Origin of the sequence: Paraburkholderia sp., from assembly GCF_050742655.1 — a bacterium.
Lineage (GTDB): Bacteria > Pseudomonadota > Gammaproteobacteria > Burkholderiales > Burkholderiaceae > Paraburkholderia.
This window is the reverse complement of the sequence record NZ_JBOIGG010000014.1, coordinates 29,618-55,430: the sequence shown is the minus strand read 5'-3', so window position 1 is coordinate 55,430 and position 25,813 is coordinate 29,618. Positions and strand designations below refer to the sequence as shown.

The following is a 25,813-nucleotide window of genomic DNA, read 5'->3' as shown; positions in this document are numbered from 1 at the left end:
TGCGTTTCGTGCCTGCAGTCGCGGGCCGTACAGTTTCAGGAGTTGAGTAGTGACTGCTTCTCTTAGCGGAAACGGGAAGAACACGGCCGCCGTGACCCGCCGCACGTCGCCGCTAGCGGCGTTAGCCGATCGCTGGATTCCGAAGCTGGTGCTCTCCCCCAGTATCGTGATCAGCCTGGTCTTCGTTTACGGTTTTATCCTCGTCACCGGTTTTCTGTCGTTGTCCGATTCGCGGCTGATGCCGCGCTACAACTTCGTCGGCCTCGACCGCTATCGCGAACTGTTCGACAACGACGTCTGGTGGACCGCCGCCGCGAATCTCGGCTGGTTCGGCATTCCGTTCATCGCGATCTGCGTCGCGCTCGGCCTGTTTCTCGCCATCCTGCTCGATCAGCGTATCCGCAGCGAAGGCGCATTGCGCGCGGTCTTTCTGTACCCGATGGCGCTGTCGTTCATCGTGACCGGCACCGCATGGCAATGGATCCTGAACCCCAACCTCGGCATGCAGAAGGTGTTCCATGACTGGGGCTGGACGAGCTTTACGTTCGACTGGCTGGACAATCCCGACCGCGCGATCTTCTGTATCGTGATCGCGGCCGTCTGGCAATCCACCGGCTTCGTGATGGCGCTGTTTCTCGCCGGTCTGCGCGGTGTCGACGCCGAAATTTTCAAGGCTGCCCAGGTGGACGGCGCAAGGTTGCCCACCATCTACCGCCGCATCGTGATTCCGAGCATGCGCCCGGTGTTCTTCTCGGTGCTGCTGATTCTCTGCCACATCACGATCAAGACCTTCGACCTCGTCGTCGCGCTGACTGCGGGCGGCCCGGGTACGTCGTCGTCGCTGCCGGCCATGTTTATGTACACGTTTTCGTTCAACCGTGGGCAGCTCGGTGTCGGCGCAGCGTCGTCGATGATGATGCTCGCGACCGTTGTGGCCGTGCTCGTGCCGCTGATGTACATGGAATCGAGGAGCACGCGCAATGCAGCCTAAGATGACGATCAGCCGTGCCGTCATTTACGCGGCCTTGATTCTGTTTGCGCTGTACTTCCTGTTTCCGCTCTACGTGATGCTGTCCACGTCGTTCAAGGACCTGGATCAGCTGCGTCACGGCAACCTGCTGACGCCGCCGTCCCACCCGACCTTCGCGCCGTGGATCAAGGCATGGAGCGAGGCGTGCACGGGCGTGCGTTGCGACGGCATGGAGCCGTTCTTCATGAACTCGGTGCGGATGGTGATTCCGGCCGTGCTCATCTCGTCGATCATCGGTGCGTTCAACGGCTATGTGCTCACGCACTGGCGGTTCCGCGGCGCCGACGCGCTTTTCACGATGTTGCTGGTCGGCTGCTTCATTCCGTTCCAGGCGATCCTGCTGCCGATGGCGCGTGTCGAAGGCTACTTCGGTCTGTCGAATACGACGAGCGGCCTCGTGCTGGTTCACGTGGTGTACGGGATCGCGTTCACGACGATGTTCTTCCGTAACTTCTACGTGAGCATTCCGGCCGAACTCGTGAAGGCGGCGCGCATCGACGGTGCGGGTTTCTTCGTGATCTTCACGAAGATTCTGCTGCCGGTTTCGCTGCCGATTTTCATGGTGTGCCTGATCTGGCAGTTCACGCAGATCTGGAATGACTTCCTGTTCGGGATCGTGTTCTCGGGTGTCGATTCGATGCCGATCACGGTTGCGCTGAACAACCTCGTGAACACGTCGACCGGGGTGAAGGAATACAACGTCGACATGGCCGGCGCGATCATCGCTGCGCTGCCCACGCTGCTCGTCTATGTGATCGCCGGCCGCTACTTCGTACGCGGCCTGACGGCGGGCGCAGTGAAGGGCTAACCCAACGAACGCCATGGCGGCGCAACGCGCCGCCATGGCTTGAACAGCATCCGGCCGGTGCCGCTCGCGCGGCGGTGCCGACGCAGTACAGAGACTAGAGGATTCACAGCATGGCAAGCCTTTCCATCCGTGACGTGTACAAGACTTATTCGAACGGAGTGCCGGTTCTGAAGGGTGTCGACATCGACATCGAGGACGGCCAGTTCCTGATTCTCGTCGGCGGCTCCGGCTGCGGGAAGTCGACGTTGCTCAACATGATCGCCGGTCTCGAGACCGTGACGAAGGGCGACATCCTGATCGACGGCAAGGTCGTGAACGACCTGTCGCCGAAGGATCGCGACATCGCGATGGTGTTCCAGTCGTACGCGCTGTATCCGTCGATGACGGTGCGCGAAAACATCTCGTTCGGCCTGAACATCCGCAAGGTGCCGAAGGGCGAGCAGAAGCAGATCGTCGATCGTGTTTCGAACATGCTGCAGATCCAGCATCTGCTCGACCGCAAGCCGGGCCAGCTATCGGGTGGCCAGCGGCAGCGTGTCGCGATGGGCCGTGCGCTCGCGCGCGACCCGGTGATGTTCCTGTTCGACGAACCGCTGTCGAACCTCGACGCGAAGCTGCGGATCGAGATGCGTTCGGAGATCAAGCTGCTGCATCAGCGTTTGGGCACGACGATCGTCTATGTGACGCACGACCAGATCGAAGCGATGACGCTTGGCGATCGCATCGCGGTGATGAAGGACGGGATCGTTCAGCAGTTCGGTGCTCCGCAGGACATTTACGATTCGCCGTCGAACCTGTTTGTCGCTGGCTTCATCGGTGCGCCGCCGATGAACTTCATTCAGGGCAAGCTGGTCGAGCAGGGTTCGGGCACGGGTCTCGAACTCGACACGGGCGCATGGCGCGGCGTGCTGAATCTGCCGTTCGACGGCAAGGTACGCAGCCACATGGGGCGTGAGGTGATTCTCGGGTTGCGTCCGGAGCGCATCACCGATGCGCGCAGCGCGCATAACGTTGAGGATGCGAAGCTGCAGTCGATCGAAGTGAAGGTCGATGTGATTGAGCCGACCGGTCCGGACACGCTGGTATTCGCGCAGGTGAACGGCAAGCGGGTGGTGAGCCGCGTGCACCCGGCGTCGAATCCGCAGGCGCTGGCGAATATGACGTTGTTGTTTGATGTTTCCAAGGCGGTTTTGTTTGATCCTGCTAATGAGGAGCGGATCGCATAAGGTTTTTTTGCTGGGCGGCGCCTGGGGTATTTGCTCGCGCTGTGCTGTGGTTTTTCCGCAGGTCGGTGCTTATTGGCGCCTCGCGGCGCAGGCGTTGCCCCTGTGCGGGGCGGCACCTACTTTCTTTGCCGCGGCAAAGAAAGTAGGCAAAGAAAGCCGCTCGAGACGAAGCTCCTCATTTCCGAAGGCTCGCCCAGGTGGCACTCGCCTAAGTGGGCGTCTCGTTCACACAGCGTAGTGGTCCGAGACGAGATCTGTCCTCGCGCCACACACGGTAGTGACAAGGCAGTCATCCGCTCCGGCGGGCTTCGCCGCCGATAGGCATAACGCCCTTCGGTTAAAGCGGTCTCTGTTCCCGCTTCGCATCCACATTTTCCCAAATGGTTTCCCACGCAGACCTGTCCGCGCGCGCACCAGTGCGCCGCGGGGTGGGCGGGCGCCTTGTCACTCCGGTTTGCGACGCGATGGACGATCTCGTCTCGGACCACTACCGCATCCCTACGAGGACGACACTTAGGTGCGGGCCATCTCCGGCTACGCGCGGAAAGGACTGGGTAACGTGTCGAGCGGCTTTCTTTGCCTCCTTTCTTTGCCGCGGCAAAGAAAGGAGGTGCCGCCCCGCACAGGGGCAACGCCTGCGCCGCGAGGCGCCAAATCGCAGCCGCCTGCCAGGGCAAGCAGCAAACAGCAACGCCTGCGCCGCGAGGCGCCCAATCGCAGCCGCCTGCAAGGACAAGACCATCAATCAGAAAAACGAAAAAAGCTAATGCGGTAACCGCATATCCAGCTTAAACGTCACAAGCCGAGCAAAAAGAATAAACCCAGTGGAAATCAAAACACTATAAACATTATCCACATCGAAATAAGCCAGCAGCAAATACAGCAAACACCCAGCGAACGCGCACGTCGCATAAGGCCGCGAATCCCGCAAAATCAACGGCACCTCATTGCACAGCACATCGCGGATCACGCCACCGAATACACCCGTCAGCACCCCCATCATCGCGGCAGTGAACCATGGCATCTGCGCATCGAGTGCGAGCGACGTGCCTGAGATACTGAACAGCCCGAGACCGATCGCATCCGCGACAAGCAGCGCCCGCTCCGACAACACTCGCGACGTCGCCTTCAAAACAACGGGAGCAAAAAACGACAGCACGAAAATCGCGATCACATAAGTCTGATGCTCGACCCAGTAGAACGGCCGACGTTCCAGCAGGACGCCGCGCACCGTGCCGCCGCCGAACGCGGTCGCCATCGCGACCAGAAACGTACCGACCGCATCGAGCCGGCGCGTGCGCGCCTCGATGAAACCGGAGATCGCGTACGCGAAGATCGCGAGCGCCTCCATGACAGCAAGCGCGAGCGTCAGTCGCGGATGAACCACGACGCGGTCGTCAGGTTTTCGGGCGCGCGGGATGCGCACCCGGTTGCAGCAATACGAGCACGGCGCCCGCACCGCCATCGTGTGGCCGGGCCTGGCAGAACGCGATCACCTCATCCTTCTGCACGAGCCATGCGCGCACCTTGCCTTTCAGCACCGGCTCCTTGCCGATCGATCCCAGTCCCTTGCCGTGAATCACGCGCAGGCAGCGCAGCCCGCGCTTCACCGATTCGCGGATGAAAACCGCGAGCGCGTCGCGTGCCTCGTCGCGACGCATCCCGTGCAGGTCAAGCTGCGCCTGCACGATCCACTCGCCGCGACGCAGCTTGCGTACGACCTCCTGACTGATACCGGGTCGGCAGTAGTACAGGCTGTCGTCGGTTTCGAGCAGCACCTCGGGATCGAACTCGTCGGAGAGCGCTTCCTGCAGCACCGCCTCCTCGTCGAGCTGTGTCTGCACCGGTAGCGGTTCGGGCGGGCGGCGCGGGAGCGTCGCGCGCGGCGGAGCGGCCAGCGGGGCGACTTCGCCGATCTCGCGGCGGAACACATCGGCATCCGCGCTCGCTTCGCGACGCTTTTGTGCCGAGGCCGCGCGCTCCTGTTCGCGATGCTGCGCATCGGACTTCAACGCATCGCGCAACGCACCGAGACCCGCGAGGCCGGCCGCGGGATCGACGGCGGGTTTCGTGGGCGTCGCGGGTTGCGGCTCGGGTCGCGCGGCACGCGGCGGGCGTTTCGGTTCGCTCGGATGAGGCAGGTTCTTCGGCATGACGGTCGGCTGATCGCGCAAGAAGGTGAACAGGGCTGAACAGGGTGGGGTTGTCCGCGACGTACGCCAGCGGCATAAACGACAAGGGCCGCCGGCGTAATCGCCGCGGCCCTCGTGCGTGTGCTCACGTATATCCCGGGTTGGGCCCGGACGCTATTTTACCGGTCCGCTTCGGCGCTCAGCACGTGCTCGCCGACGCTCTCGTGAATGCTTTCGAGATAGCGCTGCGCGTCGAGCGCCGCCATACAGCCGGTGCCTGCGCTGGTAATCGCCTGGCGGTACACGTGATCCTGCACGTCGCCGGCGGCGAACACGCCCGGCATGCTCGTGCCCGTCGCGTTGCCGGTCAGGCCGCCGTTCGTGATGATGTAGCCGTTCTTCATGTCGAGCTGGCCTTCGAACAGGTCGGTGTTCGGCTTGTGGCCGATCGCGACGAACAGCCCTTGCAGGCCGAGGTCCGTCGTTTCGCCGGTCTTCGCGTGCTTGATGCGCAGGCCGGTGACACCCGATGCGTCGCCGGTCACTTCGTCGAGCACGTGGTTCCACTTGATCTCGACGACGCCTTCCTTTTCTTTCGCGAGCAGCCGGTCGATCAGGATTGGCTCCGCGCGGAACTTGTCGCGGCGATGGATCACCGTCACCTTCTTCGCGATGCCAGCGAGATAGAGCGCTTCCTCGACTGCGGTGTTACCCCCGCCGACGACGGCCACGTCCTGCTGCTTGTAGAAGAAACCGTCGCAGGTCGCGCAGGCGGACACACCCTTGCCCATGAACGCTTCTTCCGACGGCAGGCCGAGATACTGCGCCGATGCGCCGGTCGCGATGATCAGCGAGTCGCACGTGTAGTCGCCCGCGTCGCCGATCAGGCGGATCGGCTTTTCGTTCAGCTTCGCGGTGTGGATGTGGTCGAACACGATCTCGGTGTTGAAGCGCTCGGCGTGTTCCTGAAAGCGCTGCATCAGTTCCGGACCCTGCACGCCGTTCGCATCGGCGGGCCAGTTCTCGACGTCGGTCGTCGTCATCAGCTGGCCGCCCTGGGCGAGACCCGTGACGAGCACCGGCGACAGGTTGGCGCGCGCCGCATAGACGGCGGCCGTATAGCCGGCGGGGCCGGAACCGAGAATCAGGACCTTGGCGTGTTTGGTGGGTGCGGGCATGATGAAAATCCGTAAATGGCGTCCGGCAGGCCGGAGCGGGCCGGGAGCGCGTCGAAGCAATAGATGGGTATCAGTCGCGCATTATAAAGGGCGGGGCCATCCGCCGCTTCATGAAGCTTCGTGATCGGCGCGATAGCGTGGGGAGGGCCAGGGAACCCGTGCGGCGGATGGGGTTTTGTGCCCAGTTACCCCGCCGTGGCCCGTTACCCTCATTTACAGCCCGCTGCGCGGCACTGCGTTTACAATAGGCCGGATCGAACGACTGGCGGCCGGTTCGGCCCGTAACCGAGCCGCTGCGGACGCCCAAGTAACAGGATCAATGGCAAAAGCACAATATTCCGCGAACGCGCAGGCATTGCCGCATCGCATGTCGCGTCTCTTCACCGAAATCCGCTGGATCTTGCAGGTCGCGCTCGGCGTATTCCTGCTGATGGCGCTCGTCAGCTACAGCCGCCGCGATCCGAGCTGGACGCATGCGGCACAGGTCGATCACATCGCGAACTGGGCGGGCCGCGTCGGCGCGTGGACGTCGGACATCATGCTGCTGCTGTTCGGCCTGTCCGCGTACTGGTGGGTCGTGCTGCTGGCGCGGCGCATCTCGGCGAACTACCGGCGCATCACGCATCACGAGGCATTAACCGACGATTCCCCACGTGACCACAGCTGGGTCGCCGAAGCCTTCGCATTCGTACTGGTGCTGCTCGCCTGCGACGGCATCGAGGCGCTGCGGATGTGGTCGCTCAAGATCCAGCTGCCGCGCGCGCCGGGCGGCGTGATCGGCGAGGCGGTCGCGCGCGGCGTGTCGCACGCGCTCGGCTTCACCGGCGGTACGCTCGCGCTGCTCATCGTGCTCGCGGTCGGGCTGTCGCTGTATTTCCGTTTTTCGTGGCTGTCGGTGGCGGAGCGCGTCGGCGAATCGATCATTTCGGCGGTCACGTTTGCAAAGCTGCGCCGCGAGGCCGGCCGCGACCGCAAGCTCGGCGAAGCGGCTGCGGTGAAGCGCGAAGGCAAGGTCGAACAGGGCCGCGTGCGGATCGAGGAACACGAACCCGTCACCATCGTGCCGCCGGTCGTGAAGCCGGAGAAATCGGAGCGCGTCGAGAAGGAACGGCAGGTGCCGCTCTTCACCGATCTGCCCGGCGATTCGACGCTGCCTCCCATCGCATTGCTCGACCCCGCGCCCGAAACGCAGGAAACCATTTCTGCCGATACGCTCGAATTCACGTCGCGGCTGATCGAGAAGAAGCTGAAGGACTTCGGCGTCGACGTGAGCGTCGTCGCTGCATACCCGGGGCCGGTCGTCACGCGCTACGAGATCGAGCCGGCCACCGGCGTGAAGGGCAGCCAGATCGTCAATCTCGGGAAAGATCTGGCGCGTTCGCTGTCGCTCGTGTCGATCCGCGTGGTCGAGACGATTCCGGGCAAGAACTTCATGGCGCTCGAACTGCCGAACCAGCGCCGGCAAACCGTGCGGCTGTCGGAGATCCTCGGCTCGGCTGTCTACGCGGACGCGGCGTCGCCGCTCACGATGGGGCTCGGCAAGGACATCGGCGGCAAGCCGGTGTGCGCCGATCTCGCGAAGATGCCTCACCTGCTCGTCGCCGGCACGACCGGCTCGGGCAAGTCGGTGGGGATCAACGCGATGATCCTGTCGCTGCTCTACAAGGCGAGCGCCGAGCAGGTGCGGATGATCCTGATCGATCCGAAGATGCTCGAAATGAGCGTCTACGAAGGCATTCCGCATCTGCTGTGTCCGGTCGTCACCGACATGCGTCAGGCGGGCCACGCGTTGAACTGGGCGGTGGCCGAGATGGAGCGCCGCTACAAGCTGATGAGCAAGGTCGGTGTGCGCAATCTCGCCGGCTACAACAACAAGATCGACGAAGCCACGAAGCGCGAAGAGAAACTGCCGAATCCGTTCAGCCTCACGCCGGACGACCCGGAACCGCTGACGCGGCTGCCGACCATCGTCGTTGTGATCGACGAACTCGCCGACCTGATGATGGTGGTCGGCAAGAAGGTCGAAGAGCTGATCGCGCGGATCGCGCAGAAGGCGCGCGCGGCCGGCATCCATCTGATTCTCGCGACGCAGCGTCCGTCGGTCGACGTGATCACCGGCCTCATCAAGGCGAACGTGCCGACGCGGATGGCGTTCCAGGTATCGTCGAAGATCGACTCGCGCACGATTCTCGATCAGCAGGGCGCGGAGTCGCTGCTCGGCATGGGCGACATGCTCTACCTGCCGCCGGGCTCCGGTCTGCCGGTGCGCGTGCACGGTGCTTTCGTGTCGGACGAGGAAGTGCATCGCGTCGTCAACAAGCTCAAGGAGCAGGGCGAGCCGAACTACATCGAGGGCATTCTCGAAGGCGGCGTGGCGGGCGAGGGCGACGAAGGTTCGGCGGGTGCCGCGGGAACCGGCGCGGGCGGCGAGGAGTCCGATCCTCTATACGACCAGGCGGTCGAGATCGTCATCAAGAATCGCCGTGCGTCGATCTCGCTGGTACAGCGGCATCTGCGCATCGGCTACAACCGCGCCGCGCGGCTGCTCGAACAGATGGAGCAGTCGGGGCTCGTGTCCGCGATGTCGTCGAACGGCAATCGCGAGATTCTGGTGCCGGCACGCGAAGCCGACTGATTCGGGCCGCGGTTCGCACTGCGCGCATCCGGCTCAGCGATCCGCACGGCCCATCGATTCCACACACGGAGAAACACCATGCAGCACAACGCCGGGCACGAAGCCCGTCACGAAGCCTGTCACGGCCTTGCCCGCCTGGGCCATGGGGTTCGCGCGCTGCTGCGCGCGGCCGGCTGCGTTGCGGTCGGCGCATCGCTGCTGGTTGCGTCGCAGGCGTTCGCGAGCGGCACCGAGCAACTGCAGGCGTTCGTCGCGCAGGTGCACTCGGCACGCGGCTCGTTCGTGCAGCGCGAGGTGAAGGCGCCGAACAACGCGCAGGGCGCAAGCGGCGCGCTGCCGACCGTGCGCCTCAGCGGCACGTCGAGCGGCACATTCTCGTTCGCGCGGCCCGGCAAGTTCATCTGGACGTACGAAAAGCCGTACGAGCAGGTGTTGCAGGCCGACGGCGACAAGCTCTACGTGTACGACAAGGATCTGAATCAGGTGACGATCCGCACGCTGGGTGGCGCGCTTGGCGCGAGTCCGGCGGCGATCCTGTTCGGCAGCAACGATCTGCAGAAGAACTTCACGCTGCGCGACGCGGGTGTGAAAGAGGGCATCGACTGGCTGGAGCTCACGCCGAAAGCGAAGGACACGCAGTTTCAGCGTGTCGGTATCGGTTTCCGCAACGGCAATCTCGAGGCGATGGAACTACATGACGTGTTCGGCAACGTGACGCTGCTGACGTTCTCGAACATCGAGAAGAATCCGTCGATGCCGGCGGATCAGTTCAAGTTCGTGGTGCCGAAGGGTGCCGACGTGATCAACGGCTGAGTACCTCGAGCGCCGGCGCTAGCCCTGTTCAAGCCGCATAGGCGCGCCGGCGAATCGACACAAGCGCCAGATAACCCAGCGCGCCGACCGCGAGCGCCGGCAGCGTCGCACCGAGATTCGGCCACCACTGGTTGATCACGTGATACGCGGCGATGCCGACCGCCCACGCAAAGAACGCGCTCACGTGCCAGCCGCCGGAAAACCCGTAGCGGCCACGCAGATCCGCGAGCGCGGCCAGGTCGATTCCCCGGCGACGCACGATGAAGTGATCCGCAAGCACGACGCCGAACAGCGGCGCGAACACCGAGCCGATCAGCAGCAGGAAGTTCTGGTACTTCGCCATCGGCACCAGCAGCGCGATCAGCGTGCACAGCGCGCCGAACCCGGCCGATAGCAGCGGCACACCCGCACGCGTCCAGAACGTGCCGGTCGATACCGCGGCCGAATGGATGTCGGCGAACGCGTTGTCGATCTCGTCGATCAGTACCAGCAGCAGCGCAAGGCCGCCGCCTGCTTGCGCGAGCGCGGTGGTCAGCAACGCATCGCCGCCGCCGGCCGCGAGGCCGTACACCGCGCCGAGCGCATAGAACCACAGGTTTGCAATACCGTAGCCGAGCAGCGTGCCGCGGAACGTCTCGCCGGCGCGGCGGCCGAAGCGCGTGTAATCGGCGATCAGCGGCAGCCACGACAGTGGCATCGCCACCACCAGATCGATCGCGCCGCCGAACGCCATCTCGCCGGTGCCAGGACGGCGCATCAGCGCGGCCAGATCGTGCTGCGCGAGCAGACTCCACGTGAGCCACGCGGCGCCCGCCAGCAGCAGCCAGATGCCCCACGTGCGCAGAAAGCGTCGCACGAACGACAGCGGCCCGCTGATCGCGAGCAGCGTGGCGAGCAGCCCGAAGATCAGCGTCCAGACGAGCGGCATCGACCAGCCGAATGCCTGCTTCGCGAGCGCATCGGCGGAATCGCGCATCACGATCACTTCGAACGAGCCCCAGCCGACCAGTTGTATCGCGTTCAGCACGGCCGGCACCGACGCGCCGCGCACGCCGAGTGTCGGCCGTAGCGACGACATTGCCGCGAGCCCCGTATCCGTACCGACGACGCCCGCGAGCGCGAGCAGTACCACGCCGATCGCACTGCCGATGCCGATCGCGGCGAGCGCCGCCGGCAGCGACAGGCCGGGCACGAGCAGCGCGCCGGCCTGCGCGACCAGCAGGCCGATGCCGAGCGAGAACCACAGCGCGAACGCGTCGCCGGTGCGGAAGGCGCGCCGCGAGTCGGGCACGGGCGTGAGCGGAGCGTAGGTGGAACCGGTCTCGCCGGCGAGCGGGTCTTGTGTCATCGAGTGTCGCTGTCGTGTTGGTGGTTGCGTTGCGGTTGTGTGGTGTGCGGTTCGGATAAGGTCGGCCCGAATCGCTCAGGCGCCGCGGCTGTCATAATGCAGGATTACGCGTGCCGTCCGGCCTTTTCCGGTTGCCCGGTGCAGATGCCGGCATTCGATGCGGTCCGCCGGGCGGCAAGCCCTGCGCCATACACATCGCGTGACGGCAAGCCGAGATTATCCCCAAAACACCATGTTCGAAGAAACCCGCGCCAATGTTCCGCTCGCCGAACGCCTGCGACCCCGTTCGATCGATGAAGTGATCGGCCAGAAGCATCTGCTCGGCCCGAACAAGCCGCTGCGGGTCGCGTTCGAATCCGGCGAAGCGCATTCGATGATCCTGTGGGGCCCACCGGGCGTCGGCAAGACGACGCTCGCACGGCTGATGGCCGATGCGTTTCACGCGGAGTTCATCTCGTTGTCGGCGGTGCTGTCGGGCGTGAAGGACATCCGCGAGGCGGTCGAAACCGCACAGGTGCATCGCGCGCACGGACACCAGACACTCGTGTTCGTCGACGAGGTGCATCGCTTCAACAAGAGCCAGCAGGACGCGTTCTTGCCGCACGTCGAGTCGGGGTTGTTCGTGTTCGTCGGCGCGACGACCGAGAACCCGTCGTTCGAAGTGAACAGCGCGCTGTTGTCGCGTGCCGCGGTGTACGTGCTGAAGAGCCTCGATGCCGACGAGCAGCGCGAACTGCTCGAGCGCGCTCAGCGGGAACTGGGCGGCCTGACGTTCACCGACGAAGCGCGTGACGCGCTGATCGGTTCCGCCGACGGCGACGGCCGCAAGCTGCTGAACAATCTGGAGATCGTCGCACGCGCGGCCGCACAGCAGAAAACCACCGAAATCGACGGCACGCTACTCTGTAGTGCGCTCGCCGAGAATCTGCGCCGCTTCGACAAGGGCGGCGACGCGTTCTACGATCAGATCAGCGCGCTGCACAAGTCCGTGCGCGGCAGCAACCCCGACGGCGCGCTGTACTGGTTCTGCCGGATGCTCGACGGCGGCGCGGATGCGCGCTACCTCGCGCGCCGCATCGTGCGGATGGCGTGGGAGGACATCGGCCTAGCCGATCCGCGCGCAGCGCGTATCGCGCTCGATGCCGCGGAGACCTACGAGCGTCTCGGCACGCCCGAAGGCGAGCTGGCGCTCGCGCAGGCCGTGATCTATCTGGCGATCGCGCCGAAGTCGAACGCGGGGTACATGGCGTACAACGAGGCGCGACGCTTCGTCGGCAAGGATCAGTCGCGCGCGGTGCCCGTGCATCTGCGCAACGCACCGACCAAGCTGATGAAGGAACTTGGCTACGGCCACGAGTATCGCTACGCGCACGACGAGCCCGATGCGTACGCGGCCGGCGAGACCTATCTGCCCGACGACATGCGCGAACCGCACTGGTATCAGCCGACGCCGCGCGGCCTCGAAGGAAAGATCGGCGAGAAGCTCGCGCGACTCGCGGAACTCGATGCGCAGTGGCGCAACGAACACAAGCCGAAGAAGGGCTGACACCGAAGTGCGCACTCCCGCGCCCGTGCCGCTGGCGCGACGCGGCGGTGCGTTAAAATCCCGCTTTCACACAACGAATAGTCGCCTCCTCCCATGCTCGACATCCAGCTGCTGCGCAAAGACCTCGACGGCGTCGCGAAACGCCTCGCCGATCGCGGCTACACCCTCGACGTCGCGGCGTTCTCCGCGCTCGAAGCCGAACGCCGCGCGAACCAGACCCGCACCGAAGACCTGCAGGCACGCCGCAACAGCCTGTCGAAGCAGATCGGCGCGATGAAAGGGCGGGGCGAGGACACGTCAGCGGTGATGGCGGAAGTGAGCGGCATCGGCGACGAGATGAAGACGTCGGCGGCGAAGCTCGACGAGATCCAGGCGAGTCTGTCGGACCTGCTGCTCGGCGTGCCGAATCTGCCGCACGACAGCGTGCCGGTTGGCGACGACGAGCAGGGCAATGTCGAGGTGCGTCGCTGGGGTACGCCGCGCGAGTTCGATTTCGACGTGAAGGATCACGTCGACGTCGGCACGCCGCTTGGACTCGATTTCGAAACGGGCGCGAAGCTGTCGGGCGCGCGCTTCACGATGCTGCGCGGACAGATCGCGCGGCTGCATCGCGGGCTCGCGCAGTTCATGATCGACACGCATACGCGCCAGCACGGCTACACCGAGATCTACACGCCGTACATCGTCAATCCGGAGATCCTGTACGGCACCGGCCAGCTGCCGAAATTCGCGGACGACATGTTCCGCGTCGAGAAGGGTGGCGGCGAAAACATCGTCACGCAGTACCTGATCTCCACATCGGAAATCTCGCTGACGAACACCGTGCGCGACAGCATCGTCGATGCGAACGCGTTGCCGATCCGGCTTACCGCGCACTCGCCGTGCTTCCGTTCGGAAGCCGGGGCGTACGGCCGCGATACGCGCGGACTGATCCGCCAGCATCAGTTCGACAAGGTCGAGATGGTGCAGATCGTCGCGCCGGATACGTCGTACGACACGCTCGAACAGATGGTCGGCCATGCGGAGGCGATTCTGCAGAAGCTCGAGTTGCCGTATCGCGTGATTACGCTGTGCACCGGCGACATGGGCTTTTCCGCAAGCAAGACCTACGACCTCGAAGTGTGGCTGCCGGCGCAGAAGACGTATCGCGAGATATCGAGCTGCTCGAACACCGAGGCGTTCCAGGCGCGCCGGATGCAGGCGCGCTATCGCAATGCGCAGGGCAAGCCGGAGCTCGTGCATACGCTGAACGGATCGGGGCTCGCGGTGGGGCGCACGCTCGTCGCGGTGCTGGAGAATTTCCAGAACGCGGACGGATCGGTGACCGTGCCGGCGGCATTGCGTCCGTACGTCGACGGCATCGAACGGCTGGAGCTCGTGGCTTCGTAAGATCGTGGCTGCGGGACAGAAAAGGGACTTGGAATCCGGTTCCGACTGTTCTATAATCTGCCCTTCGCCAAGTAGCGACCCGCTTGGCGAGTGGTCGATCAAGCGTTATTTGACGTTAAAAGAAGTCAAGCAACGCTAAGCGGCAAGCTGGAAAGGTGGCAGAGTGGTCGAATGCGCCGGACTCGAAATCCGGTGTACCTTTAGGGGTACCGTGAGTTCGAATCTCACCCTTTCCGCCAGAATTTTCGAAAACCCCGCGATTCTTTCAAGAAGAGTCGCGGGGTTTTTCATTCATTCGATGCGGGTAATCGACGAAGCATTCGCCATCGCGTCCATCGAAGGCCGCGACCGGTACTCACGCGTATCACCGACCCCACGAAGCCCGACGAGTCGAAAACCCACGCCGTGCGTCTCGCCTCTGGGAAGGTCGGCAAAGACCTGTACTGCGACGTGTACGACATTACGTTTTATGAGAAGTCGGGCCGCGCAATTGAAGTCATCACGTCGAGCGAAGCCTCATCGTCCGAGTGCTCTATATGCGGCGTCGATGTGTATGTTGTTTCGCAGAAGATCGGCGGTCCTTGAGCCGTTGTCGTAAGCCGCACCTGTCTTCCCAGCGCTGATTCCGTCAGCGGCGCGTAGCGGCGAAGCGAACCCTTGACGGTCACGGGAAAAGATACGCCCGGCAGTGGGCGAGGGGCTGGTCGCATCGGCCGCTAACCCATGCTCTAAAGCCGCGCTCCTGAGGGTTGTTCGGGTTTTGATTGACGATTTCGCTTGCGACCGTCCAACGACTGGCGCAATCGGATGAAATGGTCGGCGCGGAACAATTCCAATGGAGCGTGTCATGCCTACACCCGTCCGATCAAGATCCTCAAGCCCAGTGCATGACGAATATACCGAGGAAGTCGCGACGACGGCCAGCGCCTCTGCGTCTCCGGCCGTTTTGGCGCAGGAGAGCGCTATCCCCGGGTTCTTTCAGCCGTTGCTGAGAGCCCGTTCTCCCGTGCGCGACCTCGCGCACGCCCAAAGGCGCTGGGGCGAATTGCCGGACGAGCACCAGCCCCAATCGACTTTAGAGGCGGATCGGCTTCTTCAGGGACTCGGGACCAGTTTTAACATGCCCGAGGGTCATCCCCTGCGCATTGATTATGAAACGTACCGTCAGCTCGTGGAACCATTGCGAGTGCAGGCGGAAAACTTGCCGCCGGTGAGACCGAGCCCGCGTTCGAAAGAACTGACCGCCTTTGCTGGTCAGATTCATCTTCTGGATGGTGACGATCATCTGGGAGCCTTCGCGACCGTTCTCAAGGCAGTCGGAGAAGAGCTGCCTCACGATCAGCAAGGCGTGCCGCTAGGGGCACTTATTAAAGAGACAGGCGAGCTACCGGAGGGTCTTCAGAAGATACTCAGAAACGGACTGTTCCACTACATCAAGCAACTGCCTGCGGAGCAGCAAAACAAGCCAATGCGGGCCTTGGCCGATCGGCTCGGCGAATCTGCCAGCCAGATTCGTTTGCCGGAAAATTCCAGCGACCTTGAACCCTTTAAAAGCGTCCTCAGCGACATCGAGAGACTACCTGACAACTGCCGGGGCGCTCCGCTAGCGAGACTCGTGGCGGTGATCGACAGCCAGCCGGAGCGGCACTACGAGCCGCTCATGGAACTGGTCAAAGGTCCGATCCAAGGTCTGTCAAGGGGAGGGGGGCGGCGTGAAGCCATGCAGGCATTCGCCGATCTGCTCGACTAGAGCGCGTTAGGCACTTTCGCCTTGAGCGGTTGTCGTCACTCACACTCGTCTCCACCGAAGCTGATTCCGTCGAGGGCGTGTAGCAGCGAAGCGAACCCTTGACGGCCAAGGGAAAAGGTACGCTCGTCCGTGGGCCAGGGCCTATGGGATGGCCTCACTATTTCCTGGCCCGTTTCACCGATCGAGGTAGCTCTAGCCGAGCGGACGGGTGGTTCGGGGTAGATCCGACGTTCTCGGGCCCCTTCTTCGAATCGAAACGTCGGGCTTCGTTCGCTCACCATTGGCATGATCATCCAGACGCTCTCCTGTACTGAATGCAATTAATGGATAAACCTCCACGCAGTTCACGAATCATTCTGAAAATTCGGGGAGTGAATCCAGAACGTTCGCATATTTGCCGCGATGGTCGTGAGCTCTATCAGCAGGTATCTGCTTACGCGGCGAATTCCTGTAATGATTTTGAAATAAATCATTTTTGTGATAGCCGGATGGCATGGCCGACTTCCCCATCTTGCAATTCCTGATGATTTTCCAGTTGCTTTAGCATTATCGTCATACGTAAAATCGCGCGAGGTGAACGAATAATCAGATAGAGAAAAACATGGGCGCGCAGGACTTAATCGGGGCAATAACCGGCGGGTTGTCGCAGCAGGACCGCCTTCTGAAGCTGGATACGCCGGCAGGCAATAATGTCCTGCTGCCGCATCGGGTCGCCGGACACTCGCGGATCGGCCGGGATTTCCTTTTCATCCTCGACTGCGTGTCCACTTCAGGCGACGTTCAACTGAAGAGCCTCATCGCGCAGGCCATCACGCTGTGGATCCAGCAGACCGACGGGACGTACCTGCCGCATCACGGTTACGTGCATACGGTGCGCCGACTCGGGGCAGACGGCAGCCTGACCACATATCAACTCGGCTTCTCGTCGTGGATGCACTTCCTGAAGTACCGCCGCGACCAGCGACACTGGCAGGACAAAAGCGTCGACGAGATCATCACGGACGTGTTCAACCAGCATCCGCAGGCACAGGGGATGTTCCGTTTCGTGCTGTCGAAGCCGTTGCCCACGCGTTCGTACTGTCGGCAGGATGAGTTCGACTGGAACTTCGTACATCGGCTGCTCGAGTCTGAAGGGCTGTACGGTGTGTGGCAGCAGGCCGACGACGGCAAGTCGCACACGTTGGTGATTACCGACCGTCTTCAGACGCTCGCACCGCTCTCGCCGGAGGCTGTCGACTTTTACCGCGCCGGGACAAATAGCGAAGCCGATGGGCTCACGCACTGGTCCGGCACGCGTACGCTGCAATCCGCCGTGCTGTCGACGCGCACCTTCGACTACAAAAGTCCATCCACGCCGGTCAATCCGAAAGGCACATCGGTTCCAACGATGGCCAATCAGGGTAGCTTGCCCACTCAGACAGAGGTCTACGAATACACGGGCGGCTACACGTATCCGGAACAGGACCGCGGCGATCATCTGTCGAAGATTCGCATGGAGGAGTGGGAATCGGAGGCCAAACGTTTTCACGGCGAGGCCGGTCTGCGACGGATCGATGCGGGGCGGCGTTTTACGATCTCGGGCCATCCCGCGCATGATCAGGATTCCGCTGACCAGCGTGAATTCGCGAGCATCGCGGTCGAATGGGCGATCGAGAACAACCTGCCGCTCTCCGGGCACGAAGCGAACTACCCGCACAGCCTGAACAACCAGCTTGCGCAGGCTCGGGCAGACGATCCCGGCAAGCTGTTCAGCGTGGCGCATTCGGATGGCTCGTCGGGTTTTTACCGTGTCTCTATCGAAGCGCAGCGCACGACGGTGCCGTACCACAGCCCGTTCGAACACGACAAACCCGAGGCGAAACTTGAGACCGCGATCGTGGCCGGTCCGAAGGGACAAGAGGCCTACACCGACGCGCTGAACCGGATCAAGGTGCTGTTCGTCTGGGACCGGCTCAACGCAGGCGACGAGCGCGCGTCGTGCTGGGTGCGCGTCGCGCAGTCCGATACGGGCGACGGTTATGGCAGCGTGCATATGCCGCGTGCGGGCGAAGAGCTGCTGATCGGTCATGTCGGCAACGATATCGATCGGCCGATCGCGTTGCATCGTGTGTACAACGGTGCGGCGACACCGCAGTGGCATTCGAACGCGCTGCTCTCGGGGTACCGCTCGAAGGAGTTCTCTGGCGGCGGCTTCAACCAGATGGTGATGGACGATTCGACTGGCCAGAATCGCGTGCAGTTATACAGCTCGAGCACGAACGCGCAACTGCACCTTGGTTATCTGATCGACCAAAGCGGCAATACGCGCGGAAACTATCTCGGCAGCGGCTTCGATCTGAGTTCCGAGGCGTACGGTGCACTGCGTGCGGGACGGGGGCTCTATGTATCGACGCATCCAGTCGCGAGCCAGCCGCTCGATGCGCGGATAGCCAGCAACCAGCTGGTCAATTCGGAGAGCGTGATCGAGGGACTGTCGCAGGCGAGCGAAACGTCGCAGGCCGAAAGCCTGAAGGACGGTCACGATGCGATGAAGACGTTCACCGACGCGACGCAGCACAGCGCGGCGGGTGCGACGAGTGGTGGCGGTGCCACCGCAGGTGGAGGAACCGGCAATGCCAATGCATTCACGCAGCCGGTGATGCTGTTCGCGGCGCCCGCGGGCATTGCGCTGTCGACGCAGAAGTCGGCGCATGTCGCGACGGACCAGCACATCAACCTGGTGAGCGGTCAGAGCACGCACATCGCGACGGGTAAATCGCTTGTCGCGAGCGTCACGCAGAAGTTGAGCCTGTTCGTGCAGAACGCAGGGATGAAGCTGTTTGCTGCGAAGGGGAAGATTCAGGTGCAGGCGCATGCGGACAACGTCGAGTTGACCGCACAGAAGTCGCTGATGCTGGCATCGGCGACAGAGAAGATTCAGGCGGCGGCGCAGCAGGAGATTCTGCTGACCTCGGGCGGCGCGTATATCCGCATCAAGGACGGCAATATCGAGATTCACGCGCCGGGCAAGATCGACTTCAAGGGGGCGAGCTTCCCGTTCAGCGGACCGACGAGGATGGACGTGACCAACCCCGCGTTCAAGGACTTGCCTACACGGCAACTGTCGTTGAGTACCTTCGCGTCACCCTCTGCCGCGAGTGCCGTTCCTGCGGGTATGCCGTACAAACTCTACGCGGATGGCGCGCTGGTGAAGCAGGGCGTATTCGATAGCACCGGGCAGTTGCCGATCGACCATCATGTAACGACGCAGAAGTACACGCTAGAACTGGCAAACGGCGTCAAGCATGAAATTCCCGTGCCCGGAGATTATCGGGATGCCCATAACGGCGCACTGGCGAATCAGGGGTTCCATTTTCACGAGAGCCTGTCGGACGGTGATACTGCTGCGCCTGACCGGGCCGTGCACAGGCAGGTTTATAACGATCTGCTCAACCCATCTTCGGAAGCATAGTAATGGCAACACCGACGACAACGATTACTTCGCCGATGGCGTTGAACCAGACATGTACGGCGAACGTAACGTCGCCGTGGTTTGTGCAGGGCACCGAATACAGTCCGGACCAATGTACATTCAGACCTCTGGTGAATGGGGATGAAGCATTCGGCTGGCTATACGACACGATCCTCGCCGCAAAGCATTCTATTGACATCATATGCTGGGGGTTCCAGCCGTCGATGTATTTCAGGCGCGGCACGGGCGGCACGAAGTCCATCGGCCAACTGCTCGTACAGAAGGGCAAGGAAGATGTGAAGGTGCGCCTGCTATGCTGGCACGACGACTGGTATCTGTCCCAGTGGGGCGAGAACAACATGCCGGGCGAAAATATACAGACTTGGGTCAAGCAGCTGATTCCCGACTGGGCGTTCCGGAAGTTTTCGCTACTCTCGCGTGACTACCAGACCAATACCGAACGTCTATACGATACATTCTGGTATTACTGTGCGAACCTGAACAATGTCACGATGGCCGGCTCATGGTTCGAGTCCGCATTGCGCAGGCTCAGGTGGCTCGGTCAGTATCCGCTCACCCTTTCCAATGTCGAATTCGCCACGCGGGATTTCAGTCTCGACGAGCGAATCGAAAACGAATGGCGACTCTACATGCGAGGTAAGGATACTGAGCGCGATACCCGCACGAAAATCACGAACAGCTATGTGACGGGTTATCTGACACCGACCCATCACCAGAAGATGGTGCTGATCGACTACGAGGACCCGAACCGCGCTACGGGCTTCGTGATGGGGCACAACATGCTCGACCAGTACTGGGACACGAGTGAGCATCACTATGCGCGCAAGGAACACGATGAGGGCCGCAACGGCCCCTATCCGTGGCAGGATGTTTCGAGTCGTATAACCGGCCCAGTATTGCGAGATCTGAACAAGAATTTCTGTCAGGCATGGGACGATGCGACCGGCCAGAGTCTGGGCGAATCGCGGGAAAAAATCGACCCATGCAAGCTGAAGTTGCGCCCCGAGGTCGGCGATGATGCGCGTGTGATAGCACAGCTACTTCGCACGCAGTCCCAGAAAGACAAGCAGGACATCAAGACAATGTACCTGCAAGCGGTAAATAATGCGACAAAGTACATCTTCATCCAGAACCAGTATTTCCGTTGGGTTCCGCTCGCGGACAAGATTAGACAGACTGCATTGCAGCAGATCAAAGGGGGGCGCGACCCGGGTTATCACGGTCCGATCCATCTGTTCGTGATTACGAATTCCGTTGAGGAAGCAGTGGGTCCCGGCAGCTTCAATACCTATCGGATGTTGCATGGGTTGGGACAGACAAATGCGATGCCCGGCGTCACAAGGGAGATTCAGAATCCTGCGCTGAGCGCGGCGCGAGACGCGAGACAGAAAGCGCTCGACGACGCACTTGCGAGTGACACGGCCCGCGAAAAGGAACTGGAGTCCGGACAGTCGGTGCAAATCGATCCCTTCAATCCCGGCTCCACGTCGGGTGCCATGTCGGCATATAGGGAAAATCAGAGCGCTATTCAGAAGGATTGGCAGGATATCGATGCGTTTAAGAGTGAGGACATCAAGAACGTAGATATCCCGTCAATGAACGTAACCGGACTCAAGGTTCATGTGTGTACGCTGGTTGCGCCTGATTCACCCGCCGGTGACTGGTTGCCTGTATACGTCCATGCGAAGCTGATGGTTATCGATGATGCATTCACGACCATCGGTTCGGCGAACATCAATTCCCGCAGTATGGAAGGCGATAGCGAATTGAACATCTGTACCGAGCATCAAGACGCGGCGAAATCGTTACGCTCGAAACTGTGGAAGCTGCACACCAACGGGCAAGGGGCCCAAGATGATCCGGTGCAAGCCTTCAAAGCTTGGGGTGACATCATCAAGAACAACGCGGACTTGAAGAACGACAATCAAAGTCCCGCTGCGTCGCTTGTCGGTTTCTTGCGAACGTCCGCCGCGATTTCCCGATCAGACTGACTCATGAACAGACAACTATTGATCATTGCATTGACGCTTTTCTTTTGCGCCTGTACGAAAAAGGAAACTCCGGTGACTGCATTACCTGACATGAGCGCTGTGCGCGCCAATCTCTCGTTTACCTGTACGCATCAGGACGATCATTTGCCCCCTCTCGATCCACAGGCTGACAGTCTTTTTAAGTACGCCCGATATCTGGAAAAAAAAGAAGGCTCAAAAGACTTCAATGATATGGCTCGCTACTACCGGATAGCGGCAGCACACGAGCATTACAAGGCGAACCAGAACCTGCAATCGCTTATCTCGGAGGGATTGGCCAGTTCGCCCAATGCGCCGACCGAGGCGGTTGATCTCGCCATGCAACTGGTCAAGCAAGGCGTCCCAAGCGGTTACTACGATATTGGTCACTACCTTGAAACCGGTTATGGCCTTAAGCAGGATACTGAGTCCGCCTTGCGTTACTTCCGCAAGGCTGCTGACCTAGGTAATCCAGAGGCGCAAGCGTATGTTGCTGAACAACTGGCACCACATGACCGGGCACCAGATATCGCGCGTCAAATGCGCCAATGTGCGACAGACCAAGGGTACGGCGACGCAGCAAATACGTTAGGGATCAACCTGAAGAACAATTCACTTTATCCTCAAGCTGTCGTTGTTTTCCAGAAAGGAGTGAGTGTCGGCGATAGTACGTCAGCCTCCTTCTTGGAGAATGGCTTTAAGGGGCCACCAGCTTCAAACCGTCTTTATTACCTCGGGTTAGAGAACGATCCCGAACGCGCACGGCGCTATGAATTAATCGGTAAATTCATTGATAGCAACGACGGTCGCAACCCCAAGGTTCCCGACATCGACAAGATCGTGCCGTTGCCGCCGGCGAAGCTGCCACCCTGGGACGGCACCTTCCAGTGGCAGAAGGAACAGGACACAGCGGTGCCACCGCAACAACCGTCCGAAGAACTGATTGACCAGCTAGCGAAGGCAAAGAACCTCGATCCTGCAACCGGCCTGCCACTGGCTGCATCAACAAGCAAGACATCGCAGGAAGAGCAGCCGGCAAACGTGGCCACACGTCTCCCGATCGGCGCCATCGCAAGCACCGGCGATACTTGCCCCGAAGATGGCGTGTGGTGCGCAAAGCTCGAAGCAGGTCAACTTGGCGATGCACAGCGACGTTTCCTGAAGGGCGATACGTTACCTTCACTCGTCGTGCACGAACCGCGCAAGCTGGTGCTTCTTGACAGCCTGATGGGCACACGCCAGCAAACCACGAAGGTCACGTGGCAACTGGTCGCGTACATCGATCAGGCATGACGCTTCGATACTCGGTGACCACACAATGACACGATATCTGATACTGGATGGCGACCTGACGACCGCATCCGGGATCGTCCACGCGAAGCCCACGACCCTCGAACTCAGCAGCAGGCACGTTGCACATGAGGGCGATGATGTCGTGTGCCCGGCCTGCAACTCGACGGGCAAGATTAAATGCGTCGGCCCCCGTTTGCCGATGACCGGACCGGACGGGCGGCCCGCTGCGCTGAACGACGACCTGTGCATCTGCAAATGCAATCCACCTCCGAAACTCATCGCGTCGCAGCAGGTGATGTCGGTCGAAGCTTGATCTTTACGCAATCAGACCGAATGGGCGCGCTGCCCGTTCGGCTTGCTCGATCTAGTGAATGGCGACGAGTTACTCGGTCTGGTATACGACGCGATTCAGAAGGCGATCCGATCAACCGACATGATTCGTTTGTGGTTTCAGTCTTCGATGTACCTGGCGTGCAAATGCCAGAGCGTTTCGCCTGACAAGCAGGAGATCGAACGCGAGAAACCGGTCGACCTGCCCGAACAGCGGGAGAAAATTCTCACGCACAACGCCGGTAGCCGGAGGAAGTACTTGACGACCTCGCGCCTCACCTGTTGATTTTCTACGGATCTCCAAGGTCTTGTGGTTACCTGGACTGGTCGATGACGAAAGCAGGCTTGCTTGTTCCGCTCGTACTGGTTCTCTTCTCTGCCTGTACGTCGAAGAAAAATACGGTAGCCTCTTCGTTACCTGACATGAGCGCGGTGCGCGCCAATCTTGCGTTCACCTGCACACATGAGGCAGATCATCTTCCGGCGCTCGACCCAAAGGCGGACCAGCTCTTCCAGTACGCGCGGTATCTGCAGAAGAAGGACGACCCCAAGGACTTCAACGAGATTGTCCGTTACTACCGGATTGCGGCAGCGTATGGCCACTACAAGGCCAATCATAACGCGCAACTCCTGATCTCACAGGGGCTCGCGGATTCGCCCGATTCCCCAAAGGAGACGATCACACTTGCTGCACAGCTAGTTGAGCAGGGCGTGCCTGGCGGCTACTATGATATCGGTCACTATCTGGAAGCGGGTTATGGCCTGAAGCAGGATAGTGAGACTGCGTTACGCTATTTCCGCAAGGCGGCTGATCTCGGTAACCCGGAAGCACAGACTTACGTCGCTGAACAACTTGCGCCACACGACAAGGCTCCGGATATTGCGAAACAGATGCGCCAGTGCGCTACAGATCAAGGCTTCGGTGAAGCAGCGGGAGAATTAGGAATCTACTTGCAGAACGACTCACTTTTTCCCGATGCCGTTGAGGCTTTCCAGGAGGGAGTGAAAGCGGGCGATACGACGTCGGTGTCTTATTTGGGTAATGGGTTTAAGGCACCGCCGTCAACTGACGGCCTGTACTACCTCGCACTCTCTAACGATCCTGAGCGTTCACGGCGCTATCGCGCGATTCAGGAATTCCTGCGCGCCAACGATGGTCGCAACCCCAAGGTTCCAGACATCGACAAGATCGTACCATTGCCTCCCGCGAAACTCCCGCCGTGGGACGGCACCTTCCAGTGGCAGAGGGAACGGGACGCGGCAGTACCGCCGCAGAAGCCGTCCGAGGAACTCATCGACCAGCTAGCGAAAGCAAAAGACCTCGATCCCGCAACGGGCTTGCCTCTGACTGCTTCATCAATCAAGACATCGCGAAATGACTAGCGACTGAACGCCGACATTTCCTGAACAGCGAGCGACACACTGCACTTGCTTGTCAGACACGAGCAGCATCTCAATTCACCCAACATCTTCACAAGGAACTGCACATGCAACTCATCGCGCTGTGTTTTCTGGGTGTCTGGCTTTACAGTGTTTTTTCGATGGCGTACCTCCCCATCAAGGTTGCGGCAATGAAGCGGAACTCACAAGATATCTGGGCTTTCCTGTCTCGCCGTCGACTACTGCTTTCAGCGTTGGCATATCTTGTTGCCGCTCCGCTTCTGGGCTTACTGGTCACCATGGCAAGCGTCGCTGGTGCCAGTGGCGGCAATGGATCCCCCGGTATATCGGATTCCGTCGAAACCGCGGCCTGGGCACTCAGTTTCGTTTTCCTCGCAGCGGCTGCGGTCGCGCTGGTTCTCGCGTTTAATCGGCCGAAGCTGGGCGAGGGCAAATCCACTTCATAGTTCAAGCCGGTTTTGCCGGGCAAAAAACGACGTGACGCAGACAACAACCAGTCAAGCGCCACACTGCCACGAATCCCCAGCAACATCCCACTCCCGCCACAACCCCTCCGCCACAACCCCTCCGCCACAACCCCTCCGCCAGAATCACATCAGACACATTCACCGGCCTGTCCCGCACCCGAGCAACCGGCCGGAAAACCGCATCGCCACGCCGCACCGTCGCACCTGTCAACCCGCACACGCTAGACGCATGCGCGAAGCCCGCGCGCCAGAGCTGATCCTGATACCGACCGAGCGTCGAATCGCTCCATGAAATGAGGATCGTGCCCGGCGTCGCCCATTCGATGCGGGTAATCGACGAAACATTCGCCATCGCGCTCAACGAGAGCCGCGACCGGTACTCACGCGAATCACGGACCACATCGGACTCACGTCCACGCAAGCAGTCCATGATCTGCCTCCACGGATCGCCCCGTTTCATGTTCGATCTTCACCGTCCATCGGCACGAGCACAACGACGTTCTCAATCCCCCGCCGCGCCATCTTGGTATACGGACAAAACCGCTCAGTATGGCGGACCAGTTCTTCCGCGACAGCCCGTTCGACACCAGGCATGCGGATGCAGGTGCGCGCAGTCAGCATGAACAACCCATCCATCGGGTCACGCCCGAAATCGACGGTGACCTCGACCGAAGCACCGTGAACCGCAATGCCCAACCGTGCTGCAAGCAGACAGAGCGCCCCATGAAAACAGGCGGCGTAGCCCGCCGCGAACAGTTGCTCCGGATTGGTCCCACCGCCGGGCCCGTCCATCGCCGCGGGCATGCGCAAATCGATCGCGAGTTCGCCGTCGTCGGAACGCGCAACGCCCGACGCGCGTCCGTGACCCGCGTCTCCGCCCGTCACGGTGACGGTGGTCGAATACAGCGTCTTCGAATCTCGTCCACGATAGCTGTCGAGCAGTGCGAGCGGCGGGGGATGAAGCAGGGTCATCGTGTATTGCCGGT

The 25,813-nt window shown here is 61.4% G+C and carries 20 protein-coding genes and 1 tRNA gene; 15 read left to right on the top strand and 6 right to left on the bottom strand.

Features of this window, described 5'->3' with window-relative positions; all coding sequences use genetic code 11:
• The first annotated feature begins 49 nt into the window (after positions 1–49).
• From ACREXZ_RS19805 to ACREXZ_RS19795, 3 genes are all read left to right on the top strand, one after another.
• Positions 50–991, top strand: a complete 942-nt coding sequence (locus tag ACREXZ_RS19805; RefSeq protein WP_431765813.1) for a carbohydrate ABC transporter permease — start codon at positions 50–52, stop codon at positions 989–991.
• Entirely contained in the window at positions 981–1,838 is an 858-nt protein-coding gene (locus tag ACREXZ_RS19800) for a carbohydrate ABC transporter permease (RefSeq protein ID WP_431765812.1), read from the top strand. The genes ACREXZ_RS19805 and ACREXZ_RS19800 overlap by 11 nt, the downstream gene beginning before the upstream one ends.
• Before the next feature lie 110 nt (positions 1,839–1,948).
• On the top strand, positions 1,949–3,064 hold the full coding sequence (locus tag ACREXZ_RS19795) for an ABC transporter ATP-binding protein (RefSeq protein WP_431765811.1): 1,116 nt from the start codon (positions 1,949–1,951) through the stop codon (positions 3,062–3,064).
• Between the two features lie 763 nt (positions 3,065–3,827).
• Here ACREXZ_RS19795 and ACREXZ_RS19790 read toward each other — a convergent pair.
• The 3 genes from ACREXZ_RS19790 to trxB all read right to left on the bottom strand — a co-directional run bounded on the left by ACREXZ_RS19790 (position 3,828) and on the right by trxB (position 6,374).
• On the bottom strand, positions 3,828–4,415 hold the full coding sequence (locus tag ACREXZ_RS19790) for a trimeric intracellular cation channel family protein (protein ID WP_431765810.1): 588 nt from the start codon (positions 4,413–4,415) through the stop codon (positions 3,828–3,830).
• 46 nt (positions 4,416–4,461) lie between these two features.
• Entirely contained in the window at positions 4,462–5,217 is a 756-nt protein-coding gene (locus tag ACREXZ_RS19785) for a Smr/MutS family protein (RefSeq protein ID WP_431765809.1), read from the bottom strand.
• Between the two features lie 158 nt (positions 5,218–5,375).
• Positions 5,376–6,374: a thioredoxin-disulfide reductase gene (gene trxB / locus ACREXZ_RS19780; protein ID WP_431765808.1), complete on the bottom strand. Its 999-nt coding sequence runs from the start codon at positions 6,372–6,374 to the stop codon at positions 5,376–5,378.
• A gap of 319 nt (positions 6,375–6,693) precedes the next feature.
• Between trxB and ACREXZ_RS19775 the strand changes: the two genes are divergently transcribed.
• Positions 6,694–9,009 carry a DNA translocase FtsK gene (locus ACREXZ_RS19775; RefSeq protein ID WP_431765807.1) on the top strand — a complete coding sequence of 772 codons (2,316 nt, stop codon included), beginning with the start codon at positions 6,694–6,696 and terminating at the stop codon, positions 9,007–9,009.
• 78 nt (positions 9,010–9,087) lie between these two features.
• Positions 9,088–9,822 carry an outer membrane lipoprotein chaperone LolA gene (gene lolA, locus ACREXZ_RS19770; protein WP_431765806.1) on the top strand — a complete coding sequence of 245 codons (735 nt, stop codon included), beginning with the start codon at positions 9,088–9,090 and terminating at the stop codon, positions 9,820–9,822.
• 28 nt (positions 9,823–9,850) lie between these two features.
• Here the strand turns inward: lolA and cytX are convergent, their stop codons facing one another.
• Positions 9,851–11,170 carry a putative hydroxymethylpyrimidine transporter CytX gene (gene cytX / locus ACREXZ_RS19765; protein WP_431765805.1) on the bottom strand — a complete coding sequence of 440 codons (1,320 nt, stop codon included), beginning with the start codon at positions 11,168–11,170 and terminating at the stop codon, positions 9,851–9,853.
• Between the two features lie 232 nt (positions 11,171–11,402).
• On the opposite strand from cytX, the gene ACREXZ_RS19760 reads away from it, so the two are divergent.
• From ACREXZ_RS19760 to ACREXZ_RS19715, 10 genes are all read left to right on the top strand, one after another.
• Positions 11,403–12,716 carry a replication-associated recombination protein A gene (locus tag ACREXZ_RS19760; RefSeq protein ID WP_431765804.1) on the top strand — a complete coding sequence of 438 codons (1,314 nt, stop codon included), beginning with the start codon at positions 11,403–11,405 and terminating at the stop codon, positions 12,714–12,716.
• A 93-nt stretch (positions 12,717–12,809) separates the two neighbouring features.
• A complete protein-coding gene (gene serS, locus ACREXZ_RS19755) occupies positions 12,810–14,105 on the top strand; it encodes a serine--tRNA ligase (RefSeq protein ID WP_431765803.1) in 1,296 nt (431 codons plus the stop codon).
• Positions 14,106–14,254: 149 nt separating this feature from the next.
• Positions 14,255–14,344, top strand: a tRNA-Ser gene (locus ACREXZ_RS19750).
• A 608-nt stretch (positions 14,345–14,952) separates the two neighbouring features.
• Positions 14,953–15,855, top strand: a complete 903-nt coding sequence (locus ACREXZ_RS19745) for a hypothetical protein (protein WP_431765802.1) — start codon at positions 14,953–14,955, stop codon at positions 15,853–15,855.
• A gap of 601 nt (positions 15,856–16,456) precedes the next feature.
• Positions 16,457–19,306, top strand: a complete 2,850-nt coding sequence (locus ACREXZ_RS19740) for a type VI secretion system Vgr family protein (RefSeq protein ID WP_431765801.1) — start codon at positions 16,457–16,459, stop codon at positions 19,304–19,306.
• A gap of 2 nt (positions 19,307–19,308) precedes the next feature.
• Positions 19,309–21,318 carry a phospholipase D-like domain-containing protein gene (locus ACREXZ_RS19735; protein ID WP_431765800.1) on the top strand — a complete coding sequence of 670 codons (2,010 nt, stop codon included), beginning with the start codon at positions 19,309–19,311 and terminating at the stop codon, positions 21,316–21,318.
• Between the two features lie 3 nt (positions 21,319–21,321).
• Positions 21,322–22,629: an SEL1-like repeat protein gene (locus ACREXZ_RS19730; RefSeq protein WP_431765799.1), complete on the top strand. Its 1,308-nt coding sequence runs from the start codon at positions 21,322–21,324 to the stop codon at positions 22,627–22,629.
• Between the two features lie 25 nt (positions 22,630–22,654).
• Complete coding sequence (locus ACREXZ_RS19725; protein ID WP_431765798.1) at positions 22,655–22,942, top strand: PAAR domain-containing protein; 288 nt, start codon at positions 22,655–22,657, stop codon at positions 22,940–22,942.
• A 347-nt stretch (positions 22,943–23,289) separates the two neighbouring features.
• Positions 23,290–24,342 carry an SEL1-like repeat protein gene (locus ACREXZ_RS19720; RefSeq protein ID WP_431765797.1) on the top strand — a complete coding sequence of 351 codons (1,053 nt, stop codon included), beginning with the start codon at positions 23,290–23,292 and terminating at the stop codon, positions 24,340–24,342.
• A gap of 104 nt (positions 24,343–24,446) precedes the next feature.
• Positions 24,447–24,806: a hypothetical protein gene (locus tag ACREXZ_RS19715; RefSeq protein ID WP_431765796.1), complete on the top strand. Its 360-nt coding sequence runs from the start codon at positions 24,447–24,449 to the stop codon at positions 24,804–24,806.
• A gap of 1 nt (position 24,807) precedes the next feature.
• Here ACREXZ_RS19715 and ACREXZ_RS19710 read toward each other — a convergent pair whose 3' ends face one another.
• Together ACREXZ_RS19710 and ACREXZ_RS19705 are read right to left on the bottom strand one after the other, a co-directional pair.
• A complete protein-coding gene (locus ACREXZ_RS19710) occupies positions 24,808–25,179 on the bottom strand; it encodes a DUF3331 domain-containing protein (protein ID WP_431765934.1) in 372 nt (123 codons plus the stop codon).
• 104 nt (positions 25,180–25,283) lie between these two features.
• Positions 25,284–25,799, bottom strand: coding sequence for an Ohr family peroxiredoxin (locus ACREXZ_RS19705; RefSeq protein ID WP_431765795.1), 516 nt, complete (start codon positions 25,797–25,799; stop codon positions 25,284–25,286).
• Positions 25,800–25,813: the final 14 nt, after the last annotated feature.